Origin of the sequence: Lysobacter antibioticus HS124 (assembly GCF_000336385.2) — a bacterium.
Lineage (GTDB): Bacteria > Pseudomonadota > Gammaproteobacteria > Xanthomonadales > Xanthomonadaceae > Lysobacter > Lysobacter firmicutimachus.
Genome location: NZ_HG424495.1, coordinates 1 through 21,896 on the forward strand (window position 1 = coordinate 1; position 21,896 = coordinate 21,896).

Sequence of the window (21,896 nt, forward strand, 5' to 3'; positions counted from 1 at the left end):
ACGCCGATACGCATTGCAGTCTCCAGTGCGGCCCAGAAAAAACGCCGCATGCGCAGCGCTTGGGCCGGTTCGTCTAAGTGGTGGTTTCGTGTAGTGAACGCGCCGATGAGTAATACAGGCGACGGCGCACGCCTTTGAACCGCGCTTCGTCTCTCGAGGATTCCCGAAAGCGGGGCGCCGCAGCCGCGACGCCCCACTTCGTTGTCGCAACGATCAGTCAGTAACGAACTGCGAGGTGATGGTCATACCGCTCGCCACGCCGGTGCTGAACACCGCTAAGGTATGCATGCCAGGCACAGGCCGGTCGATCAGGATCGATTCGCCGTTGCCTGGCTTGATGGAACGGTACATATACTCGGTCTGGCTTACCCAGTTGCCGGAAGACGGGTAGATGGAAGACGGCCCCAAGGCATAGAGGTCCGCCTCGCCGGTTCCGCCGCCGAGCGTGATGCGCAGCTGCTTGATGCCTGCGGGAACAGTCACATAGAACGGCGCCCGGTAAGTACCGCTCCACGGAACCGTGGTCGCAGTCCGCCTGCAGTTCTGGCCCAAGCGCCGTGTATCCGGATCCGTGCAAGCGGGCAACTCCGAAACCGTCACTGATCCCTTCATACTGCGAGAACCGCCGTTGTCGTCGACGACCGTAAGCGTTACTCCATAGGTTCCCGCTGCGGCGAATCGCTTAACGGGCAACAGGCCGGATGCGGTGGTGCCATCGCTGAAAGACCAGGCCTGAGAAGCGATGCTTCCGTCGACATCGGTCGAATAGTCCATGAACTGAGCCGTCAAGCCGCTGCCAATCCATCGGAACCCCGCGGTCGGAAGCTGATTTCCCGGGCAGCCCGATGCGTTAACCGATCCGACACAAGTCAGCCAATTCTTGAAGTCGACATCGAGCGAGGTGCCGATGTTGTTCATGAAACTGGTGTAACCGCTGTAATTGCCAGGGCGCAGGTAGGACAGAATGGACGTTACCTGTCCAGGCCGCTTCTCGAACATATAGCGCACGGCAAGATAGCCCCAGCTATAAACCCGCACATTTCCGCTCTTATAGTCGTTCTGGAAAATGGCGCTCAGCGGATACGTACCCAGCTTGGCTTCTGCAATTCCTCCGGGCGACCCAACCTTCATGTACTCACGGGACACGTACTCGGCCAAACCCTCGATCCACCATACCGTTTTATATGCCGTAGATGCGCTGAAGTCACCGTACCGATTGAAACGCCCGTCCAAATAATGGACGTACTCGTGGTTCAGGTTCCATATCGAGAACTTCGGCAGGTCCCATTGCGCTTCGTGCGCGTAGAAGCGAGCCTGGTTCCCAGAAGCTGAGGGGTCTCCCTCCATCATGAGGCCGCCGTTACTGGTATCGATTTTGAACAGCGGGCCGCCGTAGGTGTCGTATTGCCTCTTGCTATTGAAGACGATGACCTCTAACGCGCTGTTGTTGTCGTCGGCCACCGGCACGTTGTTCGTCTTCAGCTTGGAATGGAAAAAACTCTCCTCCCCGGCCAGTTCGGCGCAGGTCGCGGCCAGCTCGGACGCAAGCATCGACTGCGCCCGAATCTTCAAGGTGGGGCTGCATACATGAGTACTGGGGAGAACCTCGGCCGCTACGATTTCCTTATAGTTACAGGTGCTATACGCGGAGCAATTGGCGGCGTCGTAGTAGCCTACCGCAGCAGCTAACTCCAGCCAGATTCCGGCACTCGCCGACCCCGTCGCTGGCGACGATTTCGCCAACAGGCTTTTCACCCGGGACGCTGCTTCGGCCTCGGCAGCGCCGCTGTGCTGCATGAAGCGCGCCATCTCCCTCGTCGCACTCTGCATCAGATAGTAATAGCTATTGTTATAGAGAACGACGAAATTTCGATCGATCATGCCGTGAAGCGAGGTAATGATCGAGGTATCGGTCTGAACGTACTGCCCTAGCTCGCTGCCAGTCTTGTTCCTCTTGAACAAGACTAAGAAGGTGCGGTAGAGCGCATCTCGCATCTTCGGGTATTGATTCCATGCGTTGCCGTACCGCGCATACATGTCCTTGAAGCTCGCGAGCTTGTACGTTACGGAGTTCGAGCTATCGATCAGGATGAAGTACTTTTCGAGCACTTCGCCATTGGCATCGTCTACTTTCTTGAAGTTGGCGTTGGCCGAGAACTTATCCAACGCGCTACGAATGGCCGCGGTCAAGCCGGCCCCGTACTCCCCGACCGAAGGCTTCTGGTAGAACTGCACGTAGTACCCAGCCTGCATGAAGTGCATCAGGTTCAGGATGCCGGTGCTGTTGGTCCCGTCATACCCGGCCGAATCGCTCGCGATCGCGTTGGCGACAGTCACCATCTTCGATTCCGGGAAGGTCGCTCCCGCAGCCGTTCCGGTCAGGTTGAACAAGGTACTTAAGCAGTCGATGCTGGTAGCCTTGATCCGCGACACCAGTTCACTGCCGCTTGCGTTTGAGAACTGCGCCGAATCGCAGGTTTCGGTGGCGGTCGTGGTCGCGGCCAGCTCTGCTCCGGCTCCCGCTGGGCCTTCGGCCCGTTCCGATTCGGCCCGGGCCGCCTCTTCAAGCAGCTTCGAAGGGCGCGAGCGCAGCTCCTGCCCCGGTTGTAACGGGTGATTGTAGTCGGAAGCCAACCGCACCAGTTCCGGATCCACCAGCGGCCCACGGTCCGTCAGCTCCGTGGTTTCGCGATGGCTGTGCATCATGCTCAGCTCCATCTCCAACGTGCCTGTCGGGCCGCGGCGAGGATCGAAACGCGCCCGGTCGGGATCGTGCGACGCCCTTTCGCCCGGACCGGTTCCGTCGCCGGACATACCGTCGCGACGGGGATTCTTTCCAGCGCTTGCGTAAACGGGCCGGTCGGCAGCGTGATGGCTGGGCGCACTATCGACCGTACCAACCGACCCTGCGTCGCGCCCCGTCAGCGCTGCGGTTGCGCGCGAAATTGCTGCTATCAGCGCATTGCTTTCGCCGGACGCCCCGCCCCCCATCGTCGAGAGCGCGGCCACCGCGATTATCGCGGTGCAGGCCGCCACTCTGCCCTTCGTTTTCCCAACTGACATGAATCACCTCATATCAACGACTGCTGCTGTGATGCGGCACTGGCTGCTCGACGTCCTTGCTCGTACCGTTCGGCTTAGCTGCCTATAACGCGCTCGGGCCGCGACTCGTTTCGCGTTCGCGAATAAGCGGATCCCACCCGCCAGAATCGAAAGGGATACACTCACAGGCTTCGATGGCGATGCTTAGCTTGTAAAGCGCGCAGCCCCGCCCCTACCCATGTGACGCCGCGGGCGAGGCATCGTCGCCTCGCTCGTTTTCGTGCGGTCTTTTCAGTTCATCAAAAACTGCGCAGTAATAACGCCGGCCACCGGCGTTGATGGGGTAACCGAGTTGTTATGGATCATCACCGTGTGGTCGCCCACGGCTGGACGATCGATCAGGATCGCTTCGCCGCTGCCGTCCATGACGGATTTGTGCATGAACCTGTACTGGCTGGCCCAGGGCCCATTGTTAGGAGGCATGACGTAAAGATCGGCATTTCCCGCTTCGCCGCTCACCGTGAGGCGGACCTGCTTAACGCCCGCCGGAACTTTCACATAGAAATAGGCGCCCCCTGGATTCGTAACGAAGCTGCGTTCGCAGTCCTGGCTGAAACGCCGGACGTCCGCGTCGGGGCAAGACGGGAGAGCCGATACCGTGACGGTTCCCGTAGTGCTGCGCTTGCCTCCGTTATCGTCCTCGACGGTCAGGCTGACCTCGTACGTGCCCGCAACGGCAAACCGCTTGACCGGCCGCGGCCCTTTGGCCGTCGTTCCGTCGCTGAAGAACCAGGTCCGAGAGGCGATGTGGCCGTCGGCGTCGGTGGAATAGTCCATGAACTGAACCGTCAGCCCGCTGGAAACCTTTCGAAAAGCGACGCTCGGCAACTGATTGCCTGCGCACCCTTCGGCGTCGACCGTGCCCACGCAGGTCAACCACGAACGGAAGTCGGCATCGTTGCTGGTGCCGATGCTGGTCATGAAATTCGTGTAACCGGCATACTTGCCGGGACGCAGGTAGGACAGAATCGAATCCACCGAGGGGCGTTGCCGCTCGAACATATAGCGTGCCGCCAGATATCCCCAGCCGTACACCCGGGCGTCCCCTACGCCATAAACGTTCTGATATATCGTGCTGATCGGATAGGTCGCCAGCTTCGCTTCCGCTACCGCCAGCGACGACCCGACCTTGGTGTAGTCGTGATACATGTATTCGGCCAAACCTTCGGTCCACCACACTGTCTTTGCGGTTGTGCCGAGCGCGTAATTGCCATACATGTCGAATCGCCCATCCAAGTAATGAACGTATTCGTGATAGAGATTCCAAATATCGAACTTCGGCCTCTCTTCCGGCCGCACATTCTCATAAGCGTGGAATCTGGCTTGGTTGCCCGGTCTCGCAGGATCTCCCTCCAAGTAGATGCCGCCATTGTTCGTGGGGGCGCTGTACAGAACGCCGGCATAGGTGGTGTACATACGCCGGCTGTCGTACACGACCAACTCCAGCACGGCATTGTTATCGTCCGTTACCGGAACCTTCCCGGTCCTGAGCCTGTCGTGGAAGTAGCTCTCGATGCCTGCAAGCTGCGCGCAGGTCTCAGCCAACTCGGACGGAAGCATGGATTGCGCGCGGATCTTCAGCGTCGGGCTGCAGATATGGACCGGCTGAAACACCTGGGCGATGACGGATTCACGGAAATTGCAGACCCCGTATGCGGAGCAGTTGGCCCTGTCGCTTTCCTCCACTGATCGAGCAGAAACCAGCCACAGCTTTGCGGTCGCCGAACCGAATGCGGGCGATGAACGCCCAATCAGCTGCTTGATCCGAGCCGATGACTCCGTCCTGGCGGCACCGCTGTATTTCAGGAACCTGACCATTTCCAGCGCCGCATTTTCGACCACGTAGTACTTGTCCGAGTACAGCGCGGCGAAGTTCCGGTGGACAAAATCGTAAAGCGCGTTGACGATCGAGGCATCCGTCTGAGCCAGCGAAGCCATCTCACTGGCTTCGAACAGATGCACGCGACTCAACGCGCCGAACGTTACGTCGACCGCCCGCTGCATCCAGGCATAGTTGGCCCAAGCGCTGGCATTGGACTGACTCCCCCAAATCCCGGTGTAACGAGAGTACAGATCCTTGTACACAGCAAGCTTGTAAGTCACCTCGTGCGCATTGTCGATCAGCACCATGTACTCAGTCAGGATCTCGCCATGAGCATCGTTGACCAGAGTGAAATTAGCGTTGCCGGAAAACCGGTCCAGCGCCGACCTGAAGGCCGTCTTCAGCTCAGGCCCATATACCCCTACCGGCCTGTTGTAGTGCTTGAGGTAATAACCAGTATGCAAGAAGGTCATCAGATTCAAGATGCCGCTGCTGTTGGTTCCGTCGTAGCCGACCGCCTCGCCAGCCATGGCATTCGCCACGGCCATCATCTTCGACTCTGGGAACGTCGCACTGATGTTCGAATCGCTGAGTTGTTGCAGCCGTCCCAGGCATTTAATGGTGGTGGCCTTGATCCGGGCCACAAGCTCGCCTCCGCTCAGGCTCGCGAACTGGGTCGGATCGCAAGCCTCTTCCTCCCCGGCGGCTGCGGCGCCTTCGGCGCCAGGCGCTCCGTCGACGGAGGCCGCCTTTTCGAGTTGACGCGAGGGGCGCGGATAGATGTCCTGATCCGGCGACAAGGGATTGCTGTAGTCCGAAGCCAGAGCGATCAGCGTCGGGTCCAATTGCGGCTCCATGTCATCCAACGTCGCTGCGGGATCGCGACGCGAATGCAGCGCACTCAGCTCTGCCGCCAATGTTGGCGGCGGAAGCGAGCTCGCCCGCCTCCCGCCCCGTTGCGCCAACGCATAGGCCATCGGGGCGGACTGCCCCTCGCCTGTTTTCAATCCGCTTGCATGATCGAAGTCGCCAGCGGTATCGGCGACTTCTCGCGCCTTGCGCGACTGCGTGTGCGCTTCGGCCGACTCTGCGCCCGAATCGTCGCCGAGACCCACGAGCGTGCCGGCAGCGTGCACAATGGCCTTGGCGATTCCGGTTCGCTCGTCCGCGACGCCCGCCCCCAGCATCGAAAGCGCAACCACGGCCACGGCAACGCCGCCAGCCGACAATTTCCTACCCGAGCCTGTCCACGACATGACTTACCCCCCATTTCAACAACGGCGATACGGCCGGTTGCGCAAATTTCGTTCGGCGCACCTGTTTCGCTGATTGCCAAGCGCATAGACCGCGACGATTGCAGCGGACCGCGACAGAAGAAGCGACGCGATGCCCCGCGGAATAGGCACCATGCCGTGTATCGGACGATGAACTGGACCCTTGAAAAGAGCCGTTTCCGCACCCGTCGCTTGCGCCGGGTGCGATAAACGGACGGGGGCGACTCAACGCCCCCATCCGACAGCTCAATTCATTACGAACTGGGACGTAATCGTCGCCCCCATGGCTGCGACCGACGCACCGTTGCGCACCATCAACGCGACATCGCCGGGCATGGGACGGTCGATCAGAATCGACTCGCCATTCCCCTGATTGGTCGATCGATGCGTATACGCACTCGGTCCTGCCCACGTCGTCGAAAGCGGGGCCATCGCGAATAGGTCCACATCCCCGGTTCCATCGGCGAGCGTAATCCGCAGCTGTTTGACCCCTTTCGGAACCGTCACGTAGAAGTACGCTGCGCTAGGATTGGTCGCCACGGTCCGTTTGCAATCCTGACGCATACGCCGCACGTCCGGGTCGGCGCAGGTCGGCAGCTCAGCGACGGTAATCGACTGCGTCTTGCTCTGCGCCATACCGTTGTCGTCGACGACGGTCAAAGTGACGCTGTAGGAACCCGGCAATGCGAAGCGCTTGATGGGCATCGGTCCGCTTGCCGAGGTACCGTCGCTGAACGACCACGACTGCGAGGCAATGTGGCCGTCGACATCGGTGGAGTAGTCCATGAACTGGACCGTGAGGCCGCTGTCGATCGACTTGAAGTCCGCCACCGGCGCCTTGTTTCCGGCGCAGCGGGACGCCGTCACATCGGCGACACAACCCAGCCACCAACGGAAATCGTAGTCGTAGTCGTAGTTCGCGTTGGTTCTGATGCCGTCCATGAGGACCGCATAGCCCGCGTAGTCTCCAGGCCGAAAGTACGACAAGATCGAAGTGACTGAGCCACGCTGCCGCTCGAACATGTAGCGCGCTGCCAAGTATCCCCAGCTATAGACCCGGTTGTTGCCGCTCGCGTAGTCGTTCTGGAAGATCGTGCTGACCGGATAGGTCGCAAGCTTGGCTTCCGCGATCGCCTTGGGCGACCCGGTCTTCATGTATTCGTGCGAGATGTACTCTGCCAAGCCTTCGATCCACCAAACGGTCTTGTACTTGACACTGAGCCCGTAGTCTCCGTAGCGATCGAAACGGCCGTCCAGGTAGTGGACGTACTCATGGTTGAGATTCCAAATCGAGAACTTCGGCTTTTCCCACTGCGCCTCGTGAGCGAAGAAACGCGCCTGATTTCCGGCGGCGGACGGGTTCCCCTCGATATAGATGCCTCCGTTTCTTGTGTCGATACCAAACATCGCCCCGGCATAAGTCGTGTAGGCGCGATAGTCGTTGAACACCACGAGCTCCAGCGACGCGTTGTTGTCGCCAGCCACAGGAACGTTTCTCGTGTATAGCTTTCCGTGGAAGAAGCTCTCTTGCCCCGTCAACTCCGAGCAGGTCGCTTCCAGCTCGGCTGCCAGCATCGACTGCGCTCGGATCTTCAGGGTCGGGCTGCACACATGCGTACTCGGCAGAACTTCAGCCATCAGCCTTTCCTTCATGTTGCATGTGACATATGCCGAGCAATTGGCGGCGTCAAACCAAGACACAAATTGGGCTACCCCCACCCAGATTCCGGCCGTAGGGGACCCGACAGCTGGCGATGATTTGGCGACAAGTTCCTTGATTCCTGACGAGGCTTCCGACTTGGCGGCGCCGCTGTACTGTAGGAAACGCGCCATTTCCCGCGCGGCGTTTTCCACCTTGTAGTAGTCCTCGTTGTAGAGGTTGGCGAAATTTCGGTTGGCGAAGCTTCTCAAATCCGAAATGATCGAGGTGTCCGATTGAATCATCGACACCAACGCATTCTTCTCATCGGTATGGGCGCGCCAAAGCGCGAGGAATGTCGTGTCGACCGCCCAACTCATCCACTCGTACTGCCTCCAGCTTATGGAGTAGCGCGCGTACAAGTCCTTGTATACGCCGATCTTGTAGACGGTCTGATCGGAAGCTTCGATAAGATTGAGGTATTGGCTCAGGATTTCGCCGTGCTCGTTGTTCACCAGGGCGAAATTGGCACCGGCCGAGAACGCATCGAGGGCCGCACGAAGAGCGTTCGTCGTCTCCTGGCCGTACGGACCCACCGGCCGCCCCTGGAACTTGACGAAGTATCCAGTGTTCAGGAACCTCATCAACCCCAGTATGCCGCTGCTATTGGTCCCGTCGTAGTTGACCGCTTCGGCCGCCATCGCATTCGCCACGGCAACCATCTTCGACTCGGCGAATGTCGCACTTGTATCCGAATCGCTCAAGCCCGTCAGCATGTTGTAGCAACGCAGGCCATAAGCTTTAACGCGAGAGACCAGTTCGTCACCATCGACGCTTACGAACTGCGTCGGATCGCCGCACTCCGACTCGGCCTGGATCGTTGCGCTCCCATCGGCGCCGGCGGCCCCTTCGATGCTCCCTGACGTGGCCGAAGCGCCCTCTTCAAAGCGACGGGAAGGACGCGGAAACACTTCCTGCCCCGGCTGCAGGGGATTGTTGTAGTCGGTGGCCAACCGGATCAGCGCGGGATCGATTTGCGGCGCGATCTGCGCCGGGTCGGTGATCACACCGCTCTGGCCGTGCAGCGAGCTCAGTTGCATCTCGGGCGTCAAAGGCGACAGGCGCGCCGCTTCCATCCTTCTGCGCCAAGCCTGCGCTTGATCGGAGGCCCCATCGCCTGTACCGGCCGGGCGAACGCCCGTTCGATCGTCTCCTCCGACGGTCGCTGCCGTAGCGCGCTGTCCTGATGTCTTTGCCCTGTCCATCGACGATGCAGCGGCCAACTGTTCACCGCTGCGATTCAGAGTCTCGGCGATGCGCGAAAAGACCGATCCGACGCCCCCCACTCCTCCGTCCGCTTCGGCGCCGAGCAGCGATATCGCCGCCACGGCGGCTATCGCGGTGCAAACCAGCCCCTTTCTTCTGATACGTTCAAGCGACATGTTTCACCCCTTACATGCTTCTGCAACGGTGATGCGGCTTCGAATGCGCAACTTCCATGCGTAACGTGTTTCGGTCGGTTCCATGGCGCTTGAAAACCGCAGTGATTGCGATCGATCGCACCAGGCCTTATCGGCTACTCGTCGGCGCGATCGCTGCAGGAACGCTCATCGTCGATAGGCAATGGCCTCCTTCCAGATGCGCGTGAGGAAACCGCCGCGGCAGCGGCGCCGCCCCAACGGAGGCGAACAGCGGCCAAGTCCCTGGGCGCAGCCACGGACAGCAGTGAGCGGCCGGTATCGGAGCAAGCCATCGCGTGCGCCACCGGTTCCAGGCGCCGCAACGTCCGCGCGTTTTCCGACCGGCATCGACTCCACGGAGCATCCGTCCGCCGCGCCCGCAAACGGACGTCTTCTGGAGCGACTGCCGCTGCTGCGGATCGGCAAAGCATCGGAGCTATGTTCCGGCCGCCCCCACGTCATCCGCCCCGCCGATGTCCGATGTGCCATGCCGCCCCCTCAAATTCCGGCGACCGAGTCGCCATTCGTATAACGTATACGTATCGATATCAGGCACGTCCCGAGTGCTGCAAGACACACTCGAAACCTCCCTCATCGCACCGTGTCTCCGACCAGGTACCGAGGCCGGCGACCTCGCGCCAAGTCGTCGAATCGCTTCCGTGCTTTCGTCCTGGCGGCCGCCCTGCGCCGCGGGCTGCCGCCGGGCTCAGTTGACCGTGCACGACAAGGTCACCGTTACGCTTGCGCCGGCGACCAGCGTCCCGAGCGCGATGCCGGCATCGAGCGCTGCCAGAGAAATAGGCGAGACCGGACAGGCGGCACCGCTGCATACGGGAGGCGTCGTACATGTCAGCCCCGTGCGGCTCGCCGCCGGATCGCGCAGTACCGCAGCGATGACCGAATTCGTACCGGCGTTGGTCACCACGATGCTGTAGGTGGTGCTTTGGCCGCGGTTGAGCGTGTCGCCTGCCAGATCGCTCGCCCCCGAGGCGGGCGTATTGGTCTTGCTGATGCGCAGATCGACGGAGGTCGGGCCGCTCAACTCCGAGGTCGCGCCGAACGAGGTGGTGGCGGTCTCCGCGCAGCCTGCATTCTGGCAACGCGTTGCGGTCATCCGCAGGGTAGCGGGCGCGACTCCGGCGATCGTGCAGCTGCTTGGGATCGTGGCGCTGGGACTGGCGACCGAACACGAGCCCAGCCAAACCTGGGCTTCTCCGAACCCCGTGGGGTCCAAGCCACCCGGGTTGTTGTAGAAGTCGATGCGATAGCCATTGGCGTTCGCGGCCGTGTCCAAGGTGAAGTGCACGGTGGAGCCGACGATCCCAGCCAGTACCGGGAAGTTCTGCAACTGATTCGGCCCCGTGTCCGCGTCGCCGGCATCGTTGGGAGTGACGCCGTTGGCGCCCAGATCGATGCCGAGCCCACCGTTCCCGGAGAGATTGGTGTTGGCGACGATCGCGTTGTTCCCGGCGGTGGCGCCGGTTGCCTGGACGCCCGCGCCTGTGTTTCCGGTGATGGTGTTCGCTGTGATGGTGTTCTGAACGACCGACCCCAATGCGGTCCCCACCATCGTTATGCCAGCGCCGCCGTTGTTCGAAATCGTGTTGTTCTCTATGCGGTTGGCGGCGACTTGAGTGGCGACCGCCAAGTTTCCTCCGTCCATAACGATGCCTGCGCCGAGATTTGCGCTGATCGTGTTGTTGGAAATCGTGTTGTTCTGCGTGAAGCCCCCCGCTCCGCCGAACTGCGGAATCAATCGGATACCGGCGAGCCTGCTGCCCGAGATGTCGTTGGAACTCACCGTTACGTTGGAGACGCTGGCCAGGCCGATGCCGAAGTTCGAGCCTCGGATCACGTTGCCGCTTACCGTCGCGTTGTAGCCCGCGATAGAACCGGTGTTATAGATGCTGATTCCGTAGTTGCCGTTGGTTATCGTGTTGTTCGTCACCGTGCAGTTGTCGCTGTCGAGGCAACGAATGGCGTCGAAACCAGTGCCGGGGCTGGAAATATCGTTGCCGCTGATGACCATATTGGTCACGCCGCTAGCCGTCACGGCGGGCTGAGCGAAGTTGGTAACGCCGATGTTCAGCAACTGGCTGTTCGCGGCCGTCGCCGAAAATGAAAGGCCAACGAAGCTCCCCCCGCCTCCGTTCAAGACGATGTCGCCGCCTCCGTTTATCACTACCGTGTCGGTGATGGCCGGCAGTCCGGGGGCGGTGACGTTGACCGTGCCGGATCCGCTGAAGACGATGGTGTCGTCCACCGTCGTGGTCAGATTCGCGGCCAAGATCGCCGCCCGCAGCGTCGTGCAGCTGAAGTTGGGGCTGGTGCCCGAACAGGTTCCGGCGACATCGCTCAAGCCTGTGACCGTATAGGTCGCAGCCAGCGCCGCCCCCGCCCAGAGCGAAAGCGGAATGATCGCCGCCCCGATGCAGACGCCGCGGAAGCAACGGCGACCACGGGAGGAGCCACCGGCGCAAACGTCGGCGCCGTCGCTTACGGTTGCCGAGCGACGAGTGAGAGAAGCGGGCCGCAAGCGAAAAAACATATCGATATCCCTTGGAAAGGCCACAGACCGGCGCTCTAAGCCCGGGCAGCGTGACTCCCCGAAGAAGCACTGGCCGGCGCCGACGTCGGTCCGACGCAGTGCTGTTGAATGGACAATAGAAATGCCTGTGACGGGCCGGCCGGCTCGATTAAGCCAACGTTAAGCTTGGTGAGATTGCCGCTCTGCGGGCCCGTACAGCAGCTAAAGACGGGCTCTGTCCCCTGTCGGCACGAGTGCGAACCACCGCAGGCCGCCCGGCAAGCGAGGCGACGCCGGAAACCGTTTTCGAGGCAGAACCGGGCGGCGCAGGCGCGCGGCCGCAAAGGAATCCGACGACTCCACGCATGCCGAGCCTTCGCATAACCTGCCCTTACATGGATCGATCCCGTTCTTGCCTTGCGGCCCGACCATCGGGCTCCGGATCCAACAACTCTCTCTTGAAGAAGCTCCGGACCAGATCGTTGAATGCCGGGCCCGTGATCTGGTGTCCGACGTTGGGCAAAACCACGGTCTCGTGCGCCTTCCCAGCGCGGTCCAATGCGCGCGAGAGCGCCAGCGTGCTCTCCAACGGAACGTTGTCGTCGATGTCGCCATGCACGAGCAGCAGTTTTCCTTGCAGCTTGTCGGCATAAGTGAGATTGGAGTTGCGGGCCCAATCGGCATCGTCCGCCAGCCCCATCCAGGCCTCCGGCCACCAGGCCTTGTCCAGCCGCAGGTCGTGGTTCCCGGACTGGGAAACGCCGACTTTGAATACGTCCGGACGATGGGCCATGAACCGGAACGCATCGTAGCCGCCGGCCGATCCGCCGATGACCCCGACCCGATCCAGATCGAGATAGGGATATTTGTCGCGCATCGCCCTCAAGACGCGCACGTGATCTTCGATGCCCACCCCGGTAAGGTTCCTGTAAGAGGGCAAGCGGAATGCACGGCCCCGCTGCGACGTTCCGCGTGCGTCGATGGTGACCACCACCGCGCCCAGCTGGGCGAGCGCCGTCGCCATGCCCGACACATTGCGTTCGTAGTTCTCGCGGAACCGGTGCGTGTTCGGACCGGTGTAGAGATGATCGATCACCGGATAACGGCGGCTTGGATCGAACCGGCTGGGCCGGTAGATCATCGCGTACAGCGTGGTCTTGCCGTCTCCGGCCAGGGTTTCGAATACCTCCGGCGGCGTGAACCCGCTGGCCGTCATCGCGCTCGGATCGGCGCGTCCAAGCTCCATCGCTATCCGCCCATCCGCCGTACTGCGCAGCAAGGTCCGGGTCGGCTGAGTCGGACTCGACATCCGGTCGATGAACCAGCGCCCGTCTTCGGACACGGTCACTCGATGATCGAGAGGCTCGGGCGTCAGATTGACGATCGAGCCGTCCAGCCCCACCCGATACAGCATTCTGAAATAGGGATTCACGCCGGTCTCGCGACCGACGCCGCTCACCAGCACGTCGTCGTCGGAGACGTGCAACACCTCGCTCACTTCCCAGGCGCCCTGGGTAAGGCGCCTGCCGCCCTCGACCGGGTCGCCGTTCCGGATCAGGTACAGTTGGGCCCAGCCGCTGCGCTCGGAGATCAGCAGCGCACCGCCCAACGCGGGCGCCGACCGGATCGAAGTGGCGGTCGCAGTCACGTTCGGCTGCATCGCCTCACGGATGCGAGTCACGGCCTTGCCGCTGGCCGGGTCCACCTCGATCAGCTTCAATTCGCCGTAGCCTCGTCGCGTCCACTGGTAGTGAACACGACCGCCTTGCCAACTCAGAGACGGCGATATCGGAAACAACAATTCCTGTGCCGGCACATCGAGCAGCTTCGTGGTCCGGGACGCGACATCGATCAGAAGCGGACGGAACAGGGGCAATTTCGCCGCGCCAGCGGTCGGATAGACGTAACGGAATCGCTTGGGGCCGCCGCCGCCCGGCGGCCGAGGCTGTACGCCTTCGTGCAAAGTCGCCTGGTTGCGGTCGAGACGGTGGGTCAACAGGGTCGACGAATCCTGCGACCAGTACGCCTCGACCGTCATCGGCGGCGACTCCATGCCCGCCTTCACTTGATAGCCCAGTCGCGGATAATTAATTCCGTATCTGCGGTCATGGCTGCCGTCGGAGGTCAGGGGCACTTCCCGCCCTGAGCCCGTGTCCACCAGCACCAGGTTGAAGTCCCGCGAGATCACGCGAAACCTCCCATCCGGCGAGAGCACGCCTTGAACGCGGGCATCGGGCTCCCTGGATGCTTTTCCGCTCGCCAGGTCGTATCTCCAGCGCTTGTCGCCTACCGAGACTATCAACGCACCGCTTTTGCCGAGATAGTCCTGGATGCCGACAGCCTCGTTCCTGTCGGAGAAGGCTCCGGCCGCGGCGAGGGACGCGCGCAGCGCGCCGTCGCCGACCAGCACCCTGCTCGACTGCGTCTGCGGACTCGCCAGCCGGACTTCGCCACTGCGCTTGGGCCCTTTGTGGAAGACGACGTCGCTGCCGCCGCCGGCAAAAATCGCGCCCATGTCCAGATCGACGATCCATTCCCCTTCCCGCTCGGGCACGTATTTGTCGAACTCGGCATAGCGCAGCGCCCAGGCGTCGGCATCGCCCGGAGTTCCGGCGGATACGGGCGACAGGGCGAGCAACGCAAGCGCCGCGGCTACGGACCTCGGGTCGAAGCTGGCGATGAATCGCATTGACGGACGTTCCTCAGCTATTGGATTGCTTCGGCCGACTCGCAGCACGAAAGCGCTCATGCGCTCCGGTGAACTGAGAACGGCCCCACGAGACTGCCGTTCCGCAAGGAGGCTCGGAACGCCTCCCCGCGGAACGGCCGAGCTTTCGCTCGCTCAGAACCTCTGGGTGTACTTCAGGTAGACGAAGCGACCGACATCGAAGCCGCCGTAGTAGGAAACGTTCGAGCTCGGCTGCGTGTACATGACCGGTCCATAGCGCTTGAAGACGTTGTTGACGCCCAGTGCGACCGATGCGTCCCAGGGGGTGTTCCAGCGGAACTGGACATCGTTGAAAGTCGTCGACCCGTGGCGGTTCCGGCGCTGGATCTGCGTGACCGTCCCCTGCCCCGGCAGGCTCCCGGTCGGCGCCAGGCGGATTTCGCTGCATTCCAAGTGGGGATCGCTCACGCCGGCGATGAAGTAAGTGCAGCCTTCCTTCATGGAGGAGTAATAGCGGGCGGACCAGCTGATTCCGAAGTGACCCCAATCCCAACCGATGTTCAGGTTGGAGCGAACCCGGAACGTGCTGGTGACGCCGACGTCCGAGATAGGAATGCGCGGGTTGTCCGTGCTGACGAAGTAATCGCGCGACGTATAGGTGCTGTTGGACGTGACGACGAAGTCGCCGTATCCGGTCTTCTTGCGATAGGTGACATCGACATCGAACCCTTCGACCTTGCGGAAGCCGGCGTTGATGCTGGAGAACTTCAAGCTATTGACGTACCCCAGCGCCGGGTCGCGGGTGAACGACGAACCCGCGGACGCTTCGCAGCGGCTCTGGATGCCCAGAACGTAGCAGTCCGCCAGCATGTTGGTCGGGCTGTCGGCGACGATCGTCTGCGAAATACGCATCTTCCACCAGTCCACCGCGATGTTCAGCCCGTCGAGGAAATCCGGGCTCCATACCGCCCCGATCGTCTGCGACTTCGACACCTCCGGGGTCAAGCCGGGGTTCGACTCCGACCTGAACGCCACCGGCGTCTGCGCATTCGGCGCTCCCGCCGGCACCAGCCCCTGCGCGAGCTGGCGGAAGGTATTGGCCTTCGCGCCCATGTCGCGAACGCAATTGGCGCGTGTGGTCGGGTTGCTGCTCGAGCTGCCGAAACTGGTGTCGCAGGGATCGGTGAAAGCCGAGAACGTGTCCGACCCGCCACCGTACAGGTCGGCGATGGTCGGGGCGCGGAAGCCGTCGTTCACGGTCGCACGCAGCAGCAACGACGCCACCGGGCGCCACTTCAAACCGAACTTGTTGTTGGTGGTCTGGCCGAAGGTATCGTAGTCGGAGAAGCGGGTGGCGATATTGAGCGTCAACTCCTTGGCGAAAGGCTTGTCGGCCAGAATCGGAATCTCCGTTTCGGCGTAGAACTCATTCACGCTGTACCGTCCGCCGGTGGGGCCGGCCGCCAGCGCGGTCGTCGTTCCCGCGATCGCCGCCGCCGAGGGCGTGAAGGTGCCGGACTCCACCCGGCGTTCGATGCCCGCGGCCAGCCCGACCGGGCCGGCAGGCAGGTCGAACACGGTGGTTGAGACGTTGGCCGATACCACCTTGGTCTTGGTCTCGCCGCGCGCGGTCTCCGGCTGCGACAGGAACGCCTGCAGTTCCGGATTCCCGGTCAGACCGCCTTCGCCGATCACGCCGTATCCCAGGAACGGGTTGAACGGCACGCAATCGCTGAACGGGATCGGCGCGGCCGCCGTGCCGCACTGGACTCGCCCCTGCGCGTTGAGGAACGAAGGACCCACCGCCATCTGCGTGTTGGGCGTATTGAGGTTCCCGTAGCCCACATGGCGCGACTTGTTGTCGTTGTACAGAACGCCGACATCCCAATCCACATAGCGATCGCGCCATTGGAAGCTGCCCTCCAATGCGCTCGAAACCCGCAGCGTCTTCAGGTTGCCTTCGGTGATCCGGGGCATTTCCCACGTGCGGCGCCACCAGCTCCTGATGGGCGCGGAGGTCGGGTTGAAGTAGCTCTGGGCCGACATGCCGGGCACCGTCGGAGCGAACGACGCGGCCTGCATGGGCATGCCGGCGGTGCTGCGGGCGTTGTCCCGCTCGCCGTACAACAGGTTGGTCCGCCAGCTGAGGCTGTCGCTGAAGCGGTACCGGCCGTCGACGAAGAGCGACTTGGACTTCAACGGGGTCCGCAGATCCGTCTGGGCGTTCGGATTGCTCTTGTGCCGGCTCGATCCGGGCACGCACCCGTTGATCGAGGCGCCAGCCGATACGGCGCAGCTGCCGGTGTTTACGTCTTGACGAATATAGTCCGCCGGCGTGCGCGGATTGCCGCCGTCGCGCAGGACCACCCGAGTCCCGTTGGGAATGCCCGGGATGCGGTTGGTGGCCGAGGTCACGAAACCGCCGCCGGCGCTGACGGTAGACCAACCGTCCGTTGGATGCAGATTGGAACGAGGATACGCGCTGAATTCCCGGTCGCTAGCAGCCACCCTGTCCTCGTCGCGGATTTCGCCCCCCACTGCAATCGAGAAGCGCTCGCCGGTATGCCCATAGGAGAAGTTGGCGTTGGTGATTCCGCCATCGCCCTGGCTGTATTGGCCGATGTATCCGCCAATGCTGGCGCCGTTGAAGTCGGCGCGGGTGATGATGTTGATGACGCCGGAAATCGCATCGGAGCCGTAGATGGAGGACGCGCCGTCCTTGAGCACTTCGATGCGTTCCACCATCGCCGCCGGAATCGACGAGATGTCGGCCAAGCCCCCGGTGGTCACGCCCAAGCGTCGACCGTTGAGCAAGACCAAAGTACGCGCCGCGCCGAGATTGCGCAGACTCACGTACGACCCGCCGACCGCTTCGCCCGACAACAGCGGAGAGGCTCGACTCGCCGGCGGCGCGCCGGTCGCCGACACCGCCTGGAGAATGTCCGACACCGATTGGAAGCCCTGCTTCTCGATACTCTGCCTGTCGATGACGGTCACCGGCTGCGCCGTCTCCATGTCGACTTGCCGCAATCGGGTCCCGGTCACCTCCACTCGATTGACCGTCACCGGCGCCTTTTCGGCTTCTACGCCGCTGTTTCCGCCTTGCTCGGCTGCGTAACCCACGCAGGAGAAGACGGAAACGCCCGAGGCCAGCGCGACTACGATGGCGTCGCGGAGCGGATTGGTTTGCATGAACATCGTTTACCCCCTGTGATACCGGCCCCGCATCCGGAGCCTGTGATGGAGTGGATCGAAAGGCGGGTTTCCGACCTCTTGCAGCGGTACGTCCTGCGCCGTGCGGTTGAAAACGGATCGCCACGTCGGCCAGGGGCGCGACATGACGACCGGAGAAACCCGGGTACACCGGTAGAGGCCGGCCGCGATCGCCGCGACCGCCCTCTTTCCGTCTGATGACCGTCCATGGGCGAATTGCTCGCTTTCCGCATGTCTTTCGGTTATGCGCGCAACTCCCAGCCCTCGTTCGCGGCCGCCGTGACGGATTCCGCGGAGCACGCTCGCGTCCGACGATGCGATCCGGCGCCTCGGCGCCGGCCCGAGCCGATTGCGGCCCGGTCGTATCCGCGAAGCTGGCGATAACTTAGGCACGGCGGTTCTCGTCCTTAATTCGGACTTGCCGGCACGCGCGCGACTCGGCGCGACTTGGCCGCCGATCGCAGCAGCAGCAGGGCCGTGTACAGCGCCACCGAGACCACGCCCCAGCGCAGTGCCGCCAACGGCAGTTGCTTGACCACGTACGCCGCCAGCATCACGGCGGGAACGCCGCCGATCGCCAGCCCAATCACCACTTTCAGATCGATGCGCCGGGAGCGGACGAATCCCATGCCACTGATCGGCATCAGGAAGGCGCAGGCTCCCATCATCACGGGGAAGGCGGCAGTCGGGCTCAGCCCGAGCAGGCTCAGAATCACCAGCGAAGGCGCGTACAGGCCGATGCCGAAGCTCATCAGCATGCCCAGTACGAGATGCGCCATCACGGCGACCGCGAACTTCGCGCCGCCGAGAGCGAACGCGTCGCCGCCGGCCGGCAACAGATCGAGATTGGTCGCCGCATACAGAGCCGCGGCGATCAGCATCGCCAGGCCGACCATCCATTGCACATGACGCGTAGCCACTTTGGTGGCCAGCTGCGTACCGATCAGCGCACCGTTCACGGCCGCTGCGATGCAACCCAGAAGCAGCAGCGGGTCGATGTATATCAAATGGATGAAGACCAGCGCCTGCACCAGCGTCGGCAACGCATGGCCGGCGTTGAGGACGGCAGGCATGTAGCTGTCGGGCACGAGCTTGCGCAGCTTCAGATACGCCGTCGTCGGCGCGAAGGAGCCGATGCCCAGCGTATCGAAGAAGTTCGTCGCCGCGCCCAATCCGATCGCTTCATAGTTCGGGCGCAGTTCGGATCGTTGATAAGCGGTCGCCGTCAAGACGATCAGGAACAATACGGCCAGCAAGCCCAGCGCAGCGAACAGAAGGATCGTCGTCACGGCCCAGCTCCGGCGCTCGCCGAGCGCATGCCCGGACCAGGAGCGCAGCCACGCCGAAGCGGCGACTTCCGCAACCGCCATGACGGTTGCGGCAGGTGATCGAGCGCGATCGAACCCAGCCTGCGCTCGCGCTTACCGTCGCACGTCGACGGATTCCGGCCGCGTGCGTGGCGGAGCGATGTCCCCCCCGGCACCAGGCGTACAGCCTCGTGCTTGGCCAGAACCGATTCCCCTTCACGGATACGCAAAGTGAGCCCCTCGCCGACGCTTGACACTAAAATTTGTATCTTGTATACGATATACCGTGACAGCTGTCAACAAAAGGCCCGCAGATGATTCGCGATGTCTCTCTATGGCGCGGCGTGGTGCCCGCGGCGACGACTCAGTTCGCCACGGACATGTCGGTCGATATCGACGCCACGCAACGCGTCCAAGACGCGTTGATCCGCGACGGCGTCCACGGGCTGATAGCGATCGGTACGGTCGGAGAGAACAACTCGCTGGAACCGGACGAGAAAATCGCGGTTCTCGCAGCGGCGGTAGAAGTGGCCGCCGGGCGGGTGCCCGTCATCGCAGGCGTCTGCGAACTGACCACGGCACGTGCGGTCGCATTCGCCCGGGCCGCCGAGGACATAGGCGTATCGGGACTGATGGTCTTGCCGGCGATGGTCTACGTACCGACGGAAGCCGAACTGGTCGCGCACTTCCGCGCGGTGGCGACCAGCACCTACTTGCCGGTCATGCTCTACAACAATCCCCCGGCCTATCGGGCCGAGGTCACGATGCGCACCCTGGCCGCCCTCGCGGACCTAAAGAACGTCGTCGCGCTGAAGGAAAGCACGCCGGACCCTCGTCGCTTTACCGATATACACAACGCCTTCGGCGATCGTTACGCGCTGTTCGCCGGACTGGACGACATCGCCCTGGAGGGGCTGCTGCTGGGCGCCCGCGGCTGGGTTTCCGGGCTGACCAACGCGTTCCCGCAAGAATCGCTGGCGCTGTGGAAAGCGGTGCAACGCGGCGACCTGGCTCAAGCCTTGATCATCTACCGCTGGTTCATGCCCCTGCTCCATCTCGATGCGGCGCACGACTTGGTGCAGGCCATCAAGCTCGCCGAAACCATCATGGGCCGCGGCAGCGAGCGGGTACGCATGCCGCGCATGCCGTTGACGGGAGCGCGCTACAACGAAGTCAAGCGCTTGGTGGAAACGGCCGCGGCGACGCGCGCCTGCCTGTCCGATGTCGTGGCCTGATCTGTCCATCGGCGCGGGATGTCCGCGGCCTGGCCTGGCCACCGCACGCAGCGAAAAACGCGCCGCATGTTCGGCCGTACGGCCGGCGGAACCGGCCGGAGCCGAGCGCGGATTTTCGGACAAAGACTCTGCGCTAGACTGGGTGCATGACCATTGTGAACCGCACTCTTTCCGAGCAGGCTTTCCAGATCATCCGCGAGCGGATCCTGTCGAATCGAATGCCGCCGCTGACCCTGCTCCGGCAGGAGGCGCTGGCGGCCGAACTCGGCATCAGCAAGATTCCCCTGCGCGAGGCGCTGACCCGATTGGAGCAATACGGATTGCTTCGCTCTAGCATCAATCGCGGTTACTACGTTCCGCCCTTGACGATCGCGGAAGCCGAGGAGGTTTTCGCTCTGCGGGTGAAGATCGAGCCCGAGGCCGCGGCTCAAGCCTGCCTGGAAGCCAGCGACGACGAGAGCGAGACGGCGAAAACCGCTTTGGCGGCGCTGGAGGCCATATCCGGGGTCGATCCCCAGCAGACCGTGGCCTTCAATCGCGCATTCCATTTGGCGTTGGTTCGGCCGGGAAACCGCCAGGTCACGTATTTGCTGGTGGAACGCCTGCACGTGTTGGCCGAGCGCTATGTTCATATGCATCTCGAGCCCGTCGGACGCGACGCCAGGGCCCTGCGCGAGCATAGGGACTTGTTGGCCGCCTGGCTGGCGCGCGACGCCAGGAACGTAAGCCTTCAGCTGACCCAGCACATCGTGCTTACTCTCCACGACCTTCGCCAGCAATTGCTCGAGAACGAAACCATTATCAAGTCGAGCGTGCCGCCCAGACCGAACGATTGAACCCTGGCGTAGCTTGCCTTCTGCATTCCGGTGCGGGCGCGCTTGGTTTCGGCGTCACGATGAATTCGCGATCGCGGGGAGCTCGTGGATTACGGCTTGCGCATCCAAAGGATAACTCCATGCCGCCGACCGGAACCTCACCGCTTATGCCACCGTCATACCTGACCGACGCGCAATGGACCGCAGTGTTGGATAACCTTCCTAGGCGCCTTGGCATACGCGCCCGCAACCGGAGCGCCGACTATCGGCGGTTCGTCGACTCCATCATCTGGGTATCGGTCGACGATCGGCCGTGGACCAACGTATCGGCCAACCAATTCAGGGCCAGGCAGATCTATGCCAGATTCCTTCGTTGGCGCAACGCTGGCGCGTGGAACGCCGTCGCCGACGCTATCGGCGCCGACTCAGACCTGTCTTCGGCGTTGAAGCGGCGTGTGCGGCTGCACATAGAACACAGCTCCAAGCTCCGCAATCGCAAGGCCGACCTGGTGCAGCGTTATCGCGCGCAATCGAGCCCGGAAGAGGCACTCCCCACCACCGCATGGGCCAACGCATCGCCAAGCCAGGGCATGTAACGGCTACAACGCAGTCCGCCGCGGGCCGGCGCACCATCGCATCGAGCTTGGGTTCGTCTGTCGCGATAGCGGAACGGGACAGCGGCTGCACGAAGATCGACGCTGTCGGCTCGGTGGCGGTCAGGCCGCAGCGGACGGCTTGCGGCCGCCTGAACGACCAGCGGTGCGATCGCTACTGGCCGAGACGAGTAAACCGCGTTGTCGCGTTGCGTTCCACCGGCGCATCGACGGGTAGCTC

10 protein-coding genes are annotated in these 21,896 nt (G+C 62.6%); 3 read left to right on the forward strand and 7 right to left on the reverse strand.

Annotated features, from left to right (window positions below; translation table 11 throughout):
• Positions 1 to 213: 213 nt before the first annotated feature.
• The 7 genes from TX83_RS10480 to TX83_RS10510 form a co-directional block, all read right to left on the reverse strand.
• Positions 214 to 3,036 (reverse strand): collagenase, encoded by a 2,823-nt coding sequence (locus tag TX83_RS10480; RefSeq protein WP_222423754.1) that lies wholly within the window; start codon positions 3,034 to 3,036, stop codon positions 214 to 216.
• A 297-nt stretch (positions 3,037 to 3,333) separates the two neighbouring features.
• The gene (locus TX83_RS10485) at positions 3,334 to 6,180 is read right to left on the reverse strand and encodes a collagenase (protein WP_064747898.1); all 2,847 of its coding nucleotides are present in this window, start codon (positions 6,178 to 6,180) and stop codon (positions 3,334 to 3,336) included.
• A gap of 264 nt (positions 6,181 to 6,444) precedes the next feature.
• On the reverse strand, positions 6,445 to 9,279 hold the full coding sequence (locus tag TX83_RS10490) for a collagenase (RefSeq protein WP_079248164.1): 2,835 nt from the start codon (positions 9,277 to 9,279) through the stop codon (positions 6,445 to 6,447).
• Between the two features lie 724 nt (positions 9,280 to 10,003).
• Positions 10,004 to 11,845, reverse strand: coding sequence for a right-handed parallel beta-helix repeat-containing protein (locus tag TX83_RS10495; protein WP_064747900.1), 1,842 nt, complete (start codon positions 11,843 to 11,845; stop codon positions 10,004 to 10,006).
• Between the two features lie 370 nt (positions 11,846 to 12,215).
• Positions 12,216 to 14,513: a S9 family peptidase gene (locus tag TX83_RS10500; RefSeq protein WP_064747901.1), complete on the reverse strand. Its 2,298-nt coding sequence runs from the start codon at positions 14,511 to 14,513 to the stop codon at positions 12,216 to 12,218.
• 153 nt (positions 14,514 to 14,666) lie between these two features.
• A complete protein-coding gene (locus TX83_RS10505; RefSeq protein WP_064747902.1) occupies positions 14,667 to 17,690 on the reverse strand; it encodes a TonB-dependent receptor domain-containing protein in 3,024 nt (1,007 codons plus the stop codon).
• A 422-nt stretch (positions 17,691 to 18,112) separates the two neighbouring features.
• Positions 18,113 to 19,075 (reverse strand): sulfite exporter TauE/SafE family protein, encoded by a 963-nt coding sequence (locus TX83_RS10510; RefSeq protein WP_079248165.1) that lies wholly within the window; start codon positions 19,073 to 19,075, stop codon positions 18,113 to 18,115.
• Between the two features lie 251 nt (positions 19,076 to 19,326).
• Here TX83_RS10510 and TX83_RS10515 point away from each other — a divergent pair, with 251 nt between their 5' ends.
• The 3 genes from TX83_RS10515 to TX83_RS10525 all read left to right on the forward strand — a co-directional run bounded on the left by TX83_RS10515 (position 19,327) and on the right by TX83_RS10525 (position 21,658).
• Positions 19,327 to 20,247, forward strand: a complete 921-nt coding sequence (locus TX83_RS10515; RefSeq protein WP_064747903.1) for a dihydrodipicolinate synthase family protein — start codon at positions 19,327 to 19,329, stop codon at positions 20,245 to 20,247.
• A 146-nt stretch (positions 20,248 to 20,393) separates the two neighbouring features.
• Entirely contained in the window at positions 20,394 to 21,083 is a 690-nt protein-coding gene (locus TX83_RS10520; RefSeq protein ID WP_064747904.1) for a GntR family transcriptional regulator, read from the forward strand.
• Between the two features lie 119 nt (positions 21,084 to 21,202).
• Positions 21,203 to 21,658 (forward strand): transposase, encoded by a 456-nt coding sequence (locus tag TX83_RS10525; RefSeq protein WP_186442577.1) that lies wholly within the window; start codon positions 21,203 to 21,205, stop codon positions 21,656 to 21,658.
• The last annotated feature ends 238 nt before the right edge of the window (positions 21,659 to 21,896 follow it).

What these genes read in the sequence shown, in the direction of transcription:
- TX83_RS10485 (WP_064747898.1), bottom strand. Translation starts at nt 6,180, where the DNA reads ATGTCGTGGACAGGCTCGGGTAGGAAATTGTCGGCTGGCGGCGTTGCC.
- TX83_RS10490 (WP_079248164.1), bottom strand. Translation starts at nt 9,279, where the DNA reads ATGTCGCTTGAACGTATCAGAAGAAAGGGGCTGGTTTGCACCGCGATA.
- TX83_RS10495 (WP_064747900.1), bottom strand. Translation starts at nt 11,845, where the DNA reads ATGTTTTTTCGCTTGCGGCCCGCTTCTCTCACTCGTCGCTCGGCAACC.
- TX83_RS10500 (WP_064747901.1), bottom strand. Translation starts at nt 14,513, where the DNA reads ATGCGATTCATCGCCAGCTTCGACCCGAGGTCCGTAGCCGCGGCGCTT.
- TX83_RS10505 (WP_064747902.1), bottom strand. Translation starts at nt 17,690, where the DNA reads ATGTTCATGCAAACCAATCCGCTCCGCGACGCCATCGTAGTCGCGCTG.
- TX83_RS10510 (WP_079248165.1), bottom strand. Translation starts at nt 19,075, where the DNA reads ATGGCGGTTGCGGAAGTCGCCGCTTCGGCGTGGCTGCGCTCCTGGTCC.
- TX83_RS10515 (WP_064747903.1), top strand. Translation starts at nt 19,327, where the DNA reads ATGATTCGCGATGTCTCTCTATGGCGCGGCGTGGTGCCCGCGGCGACG.
- TX83_RS10520 (WP_064747904.1), top strand. Translation starts at nt 20,394, where the DNA reads ATGACCATTGTGAACCGCACTCTTTCCGAGCAGGCTTTCCAGATCATC.
- TX83_RS10525 (WP_186442577.1), top strand. Translation starts at nt 21,203, where the DNA reads ATGCCGCCGACCGGAACCTCACCGCTTATGCCACCGTCATACCTGACC.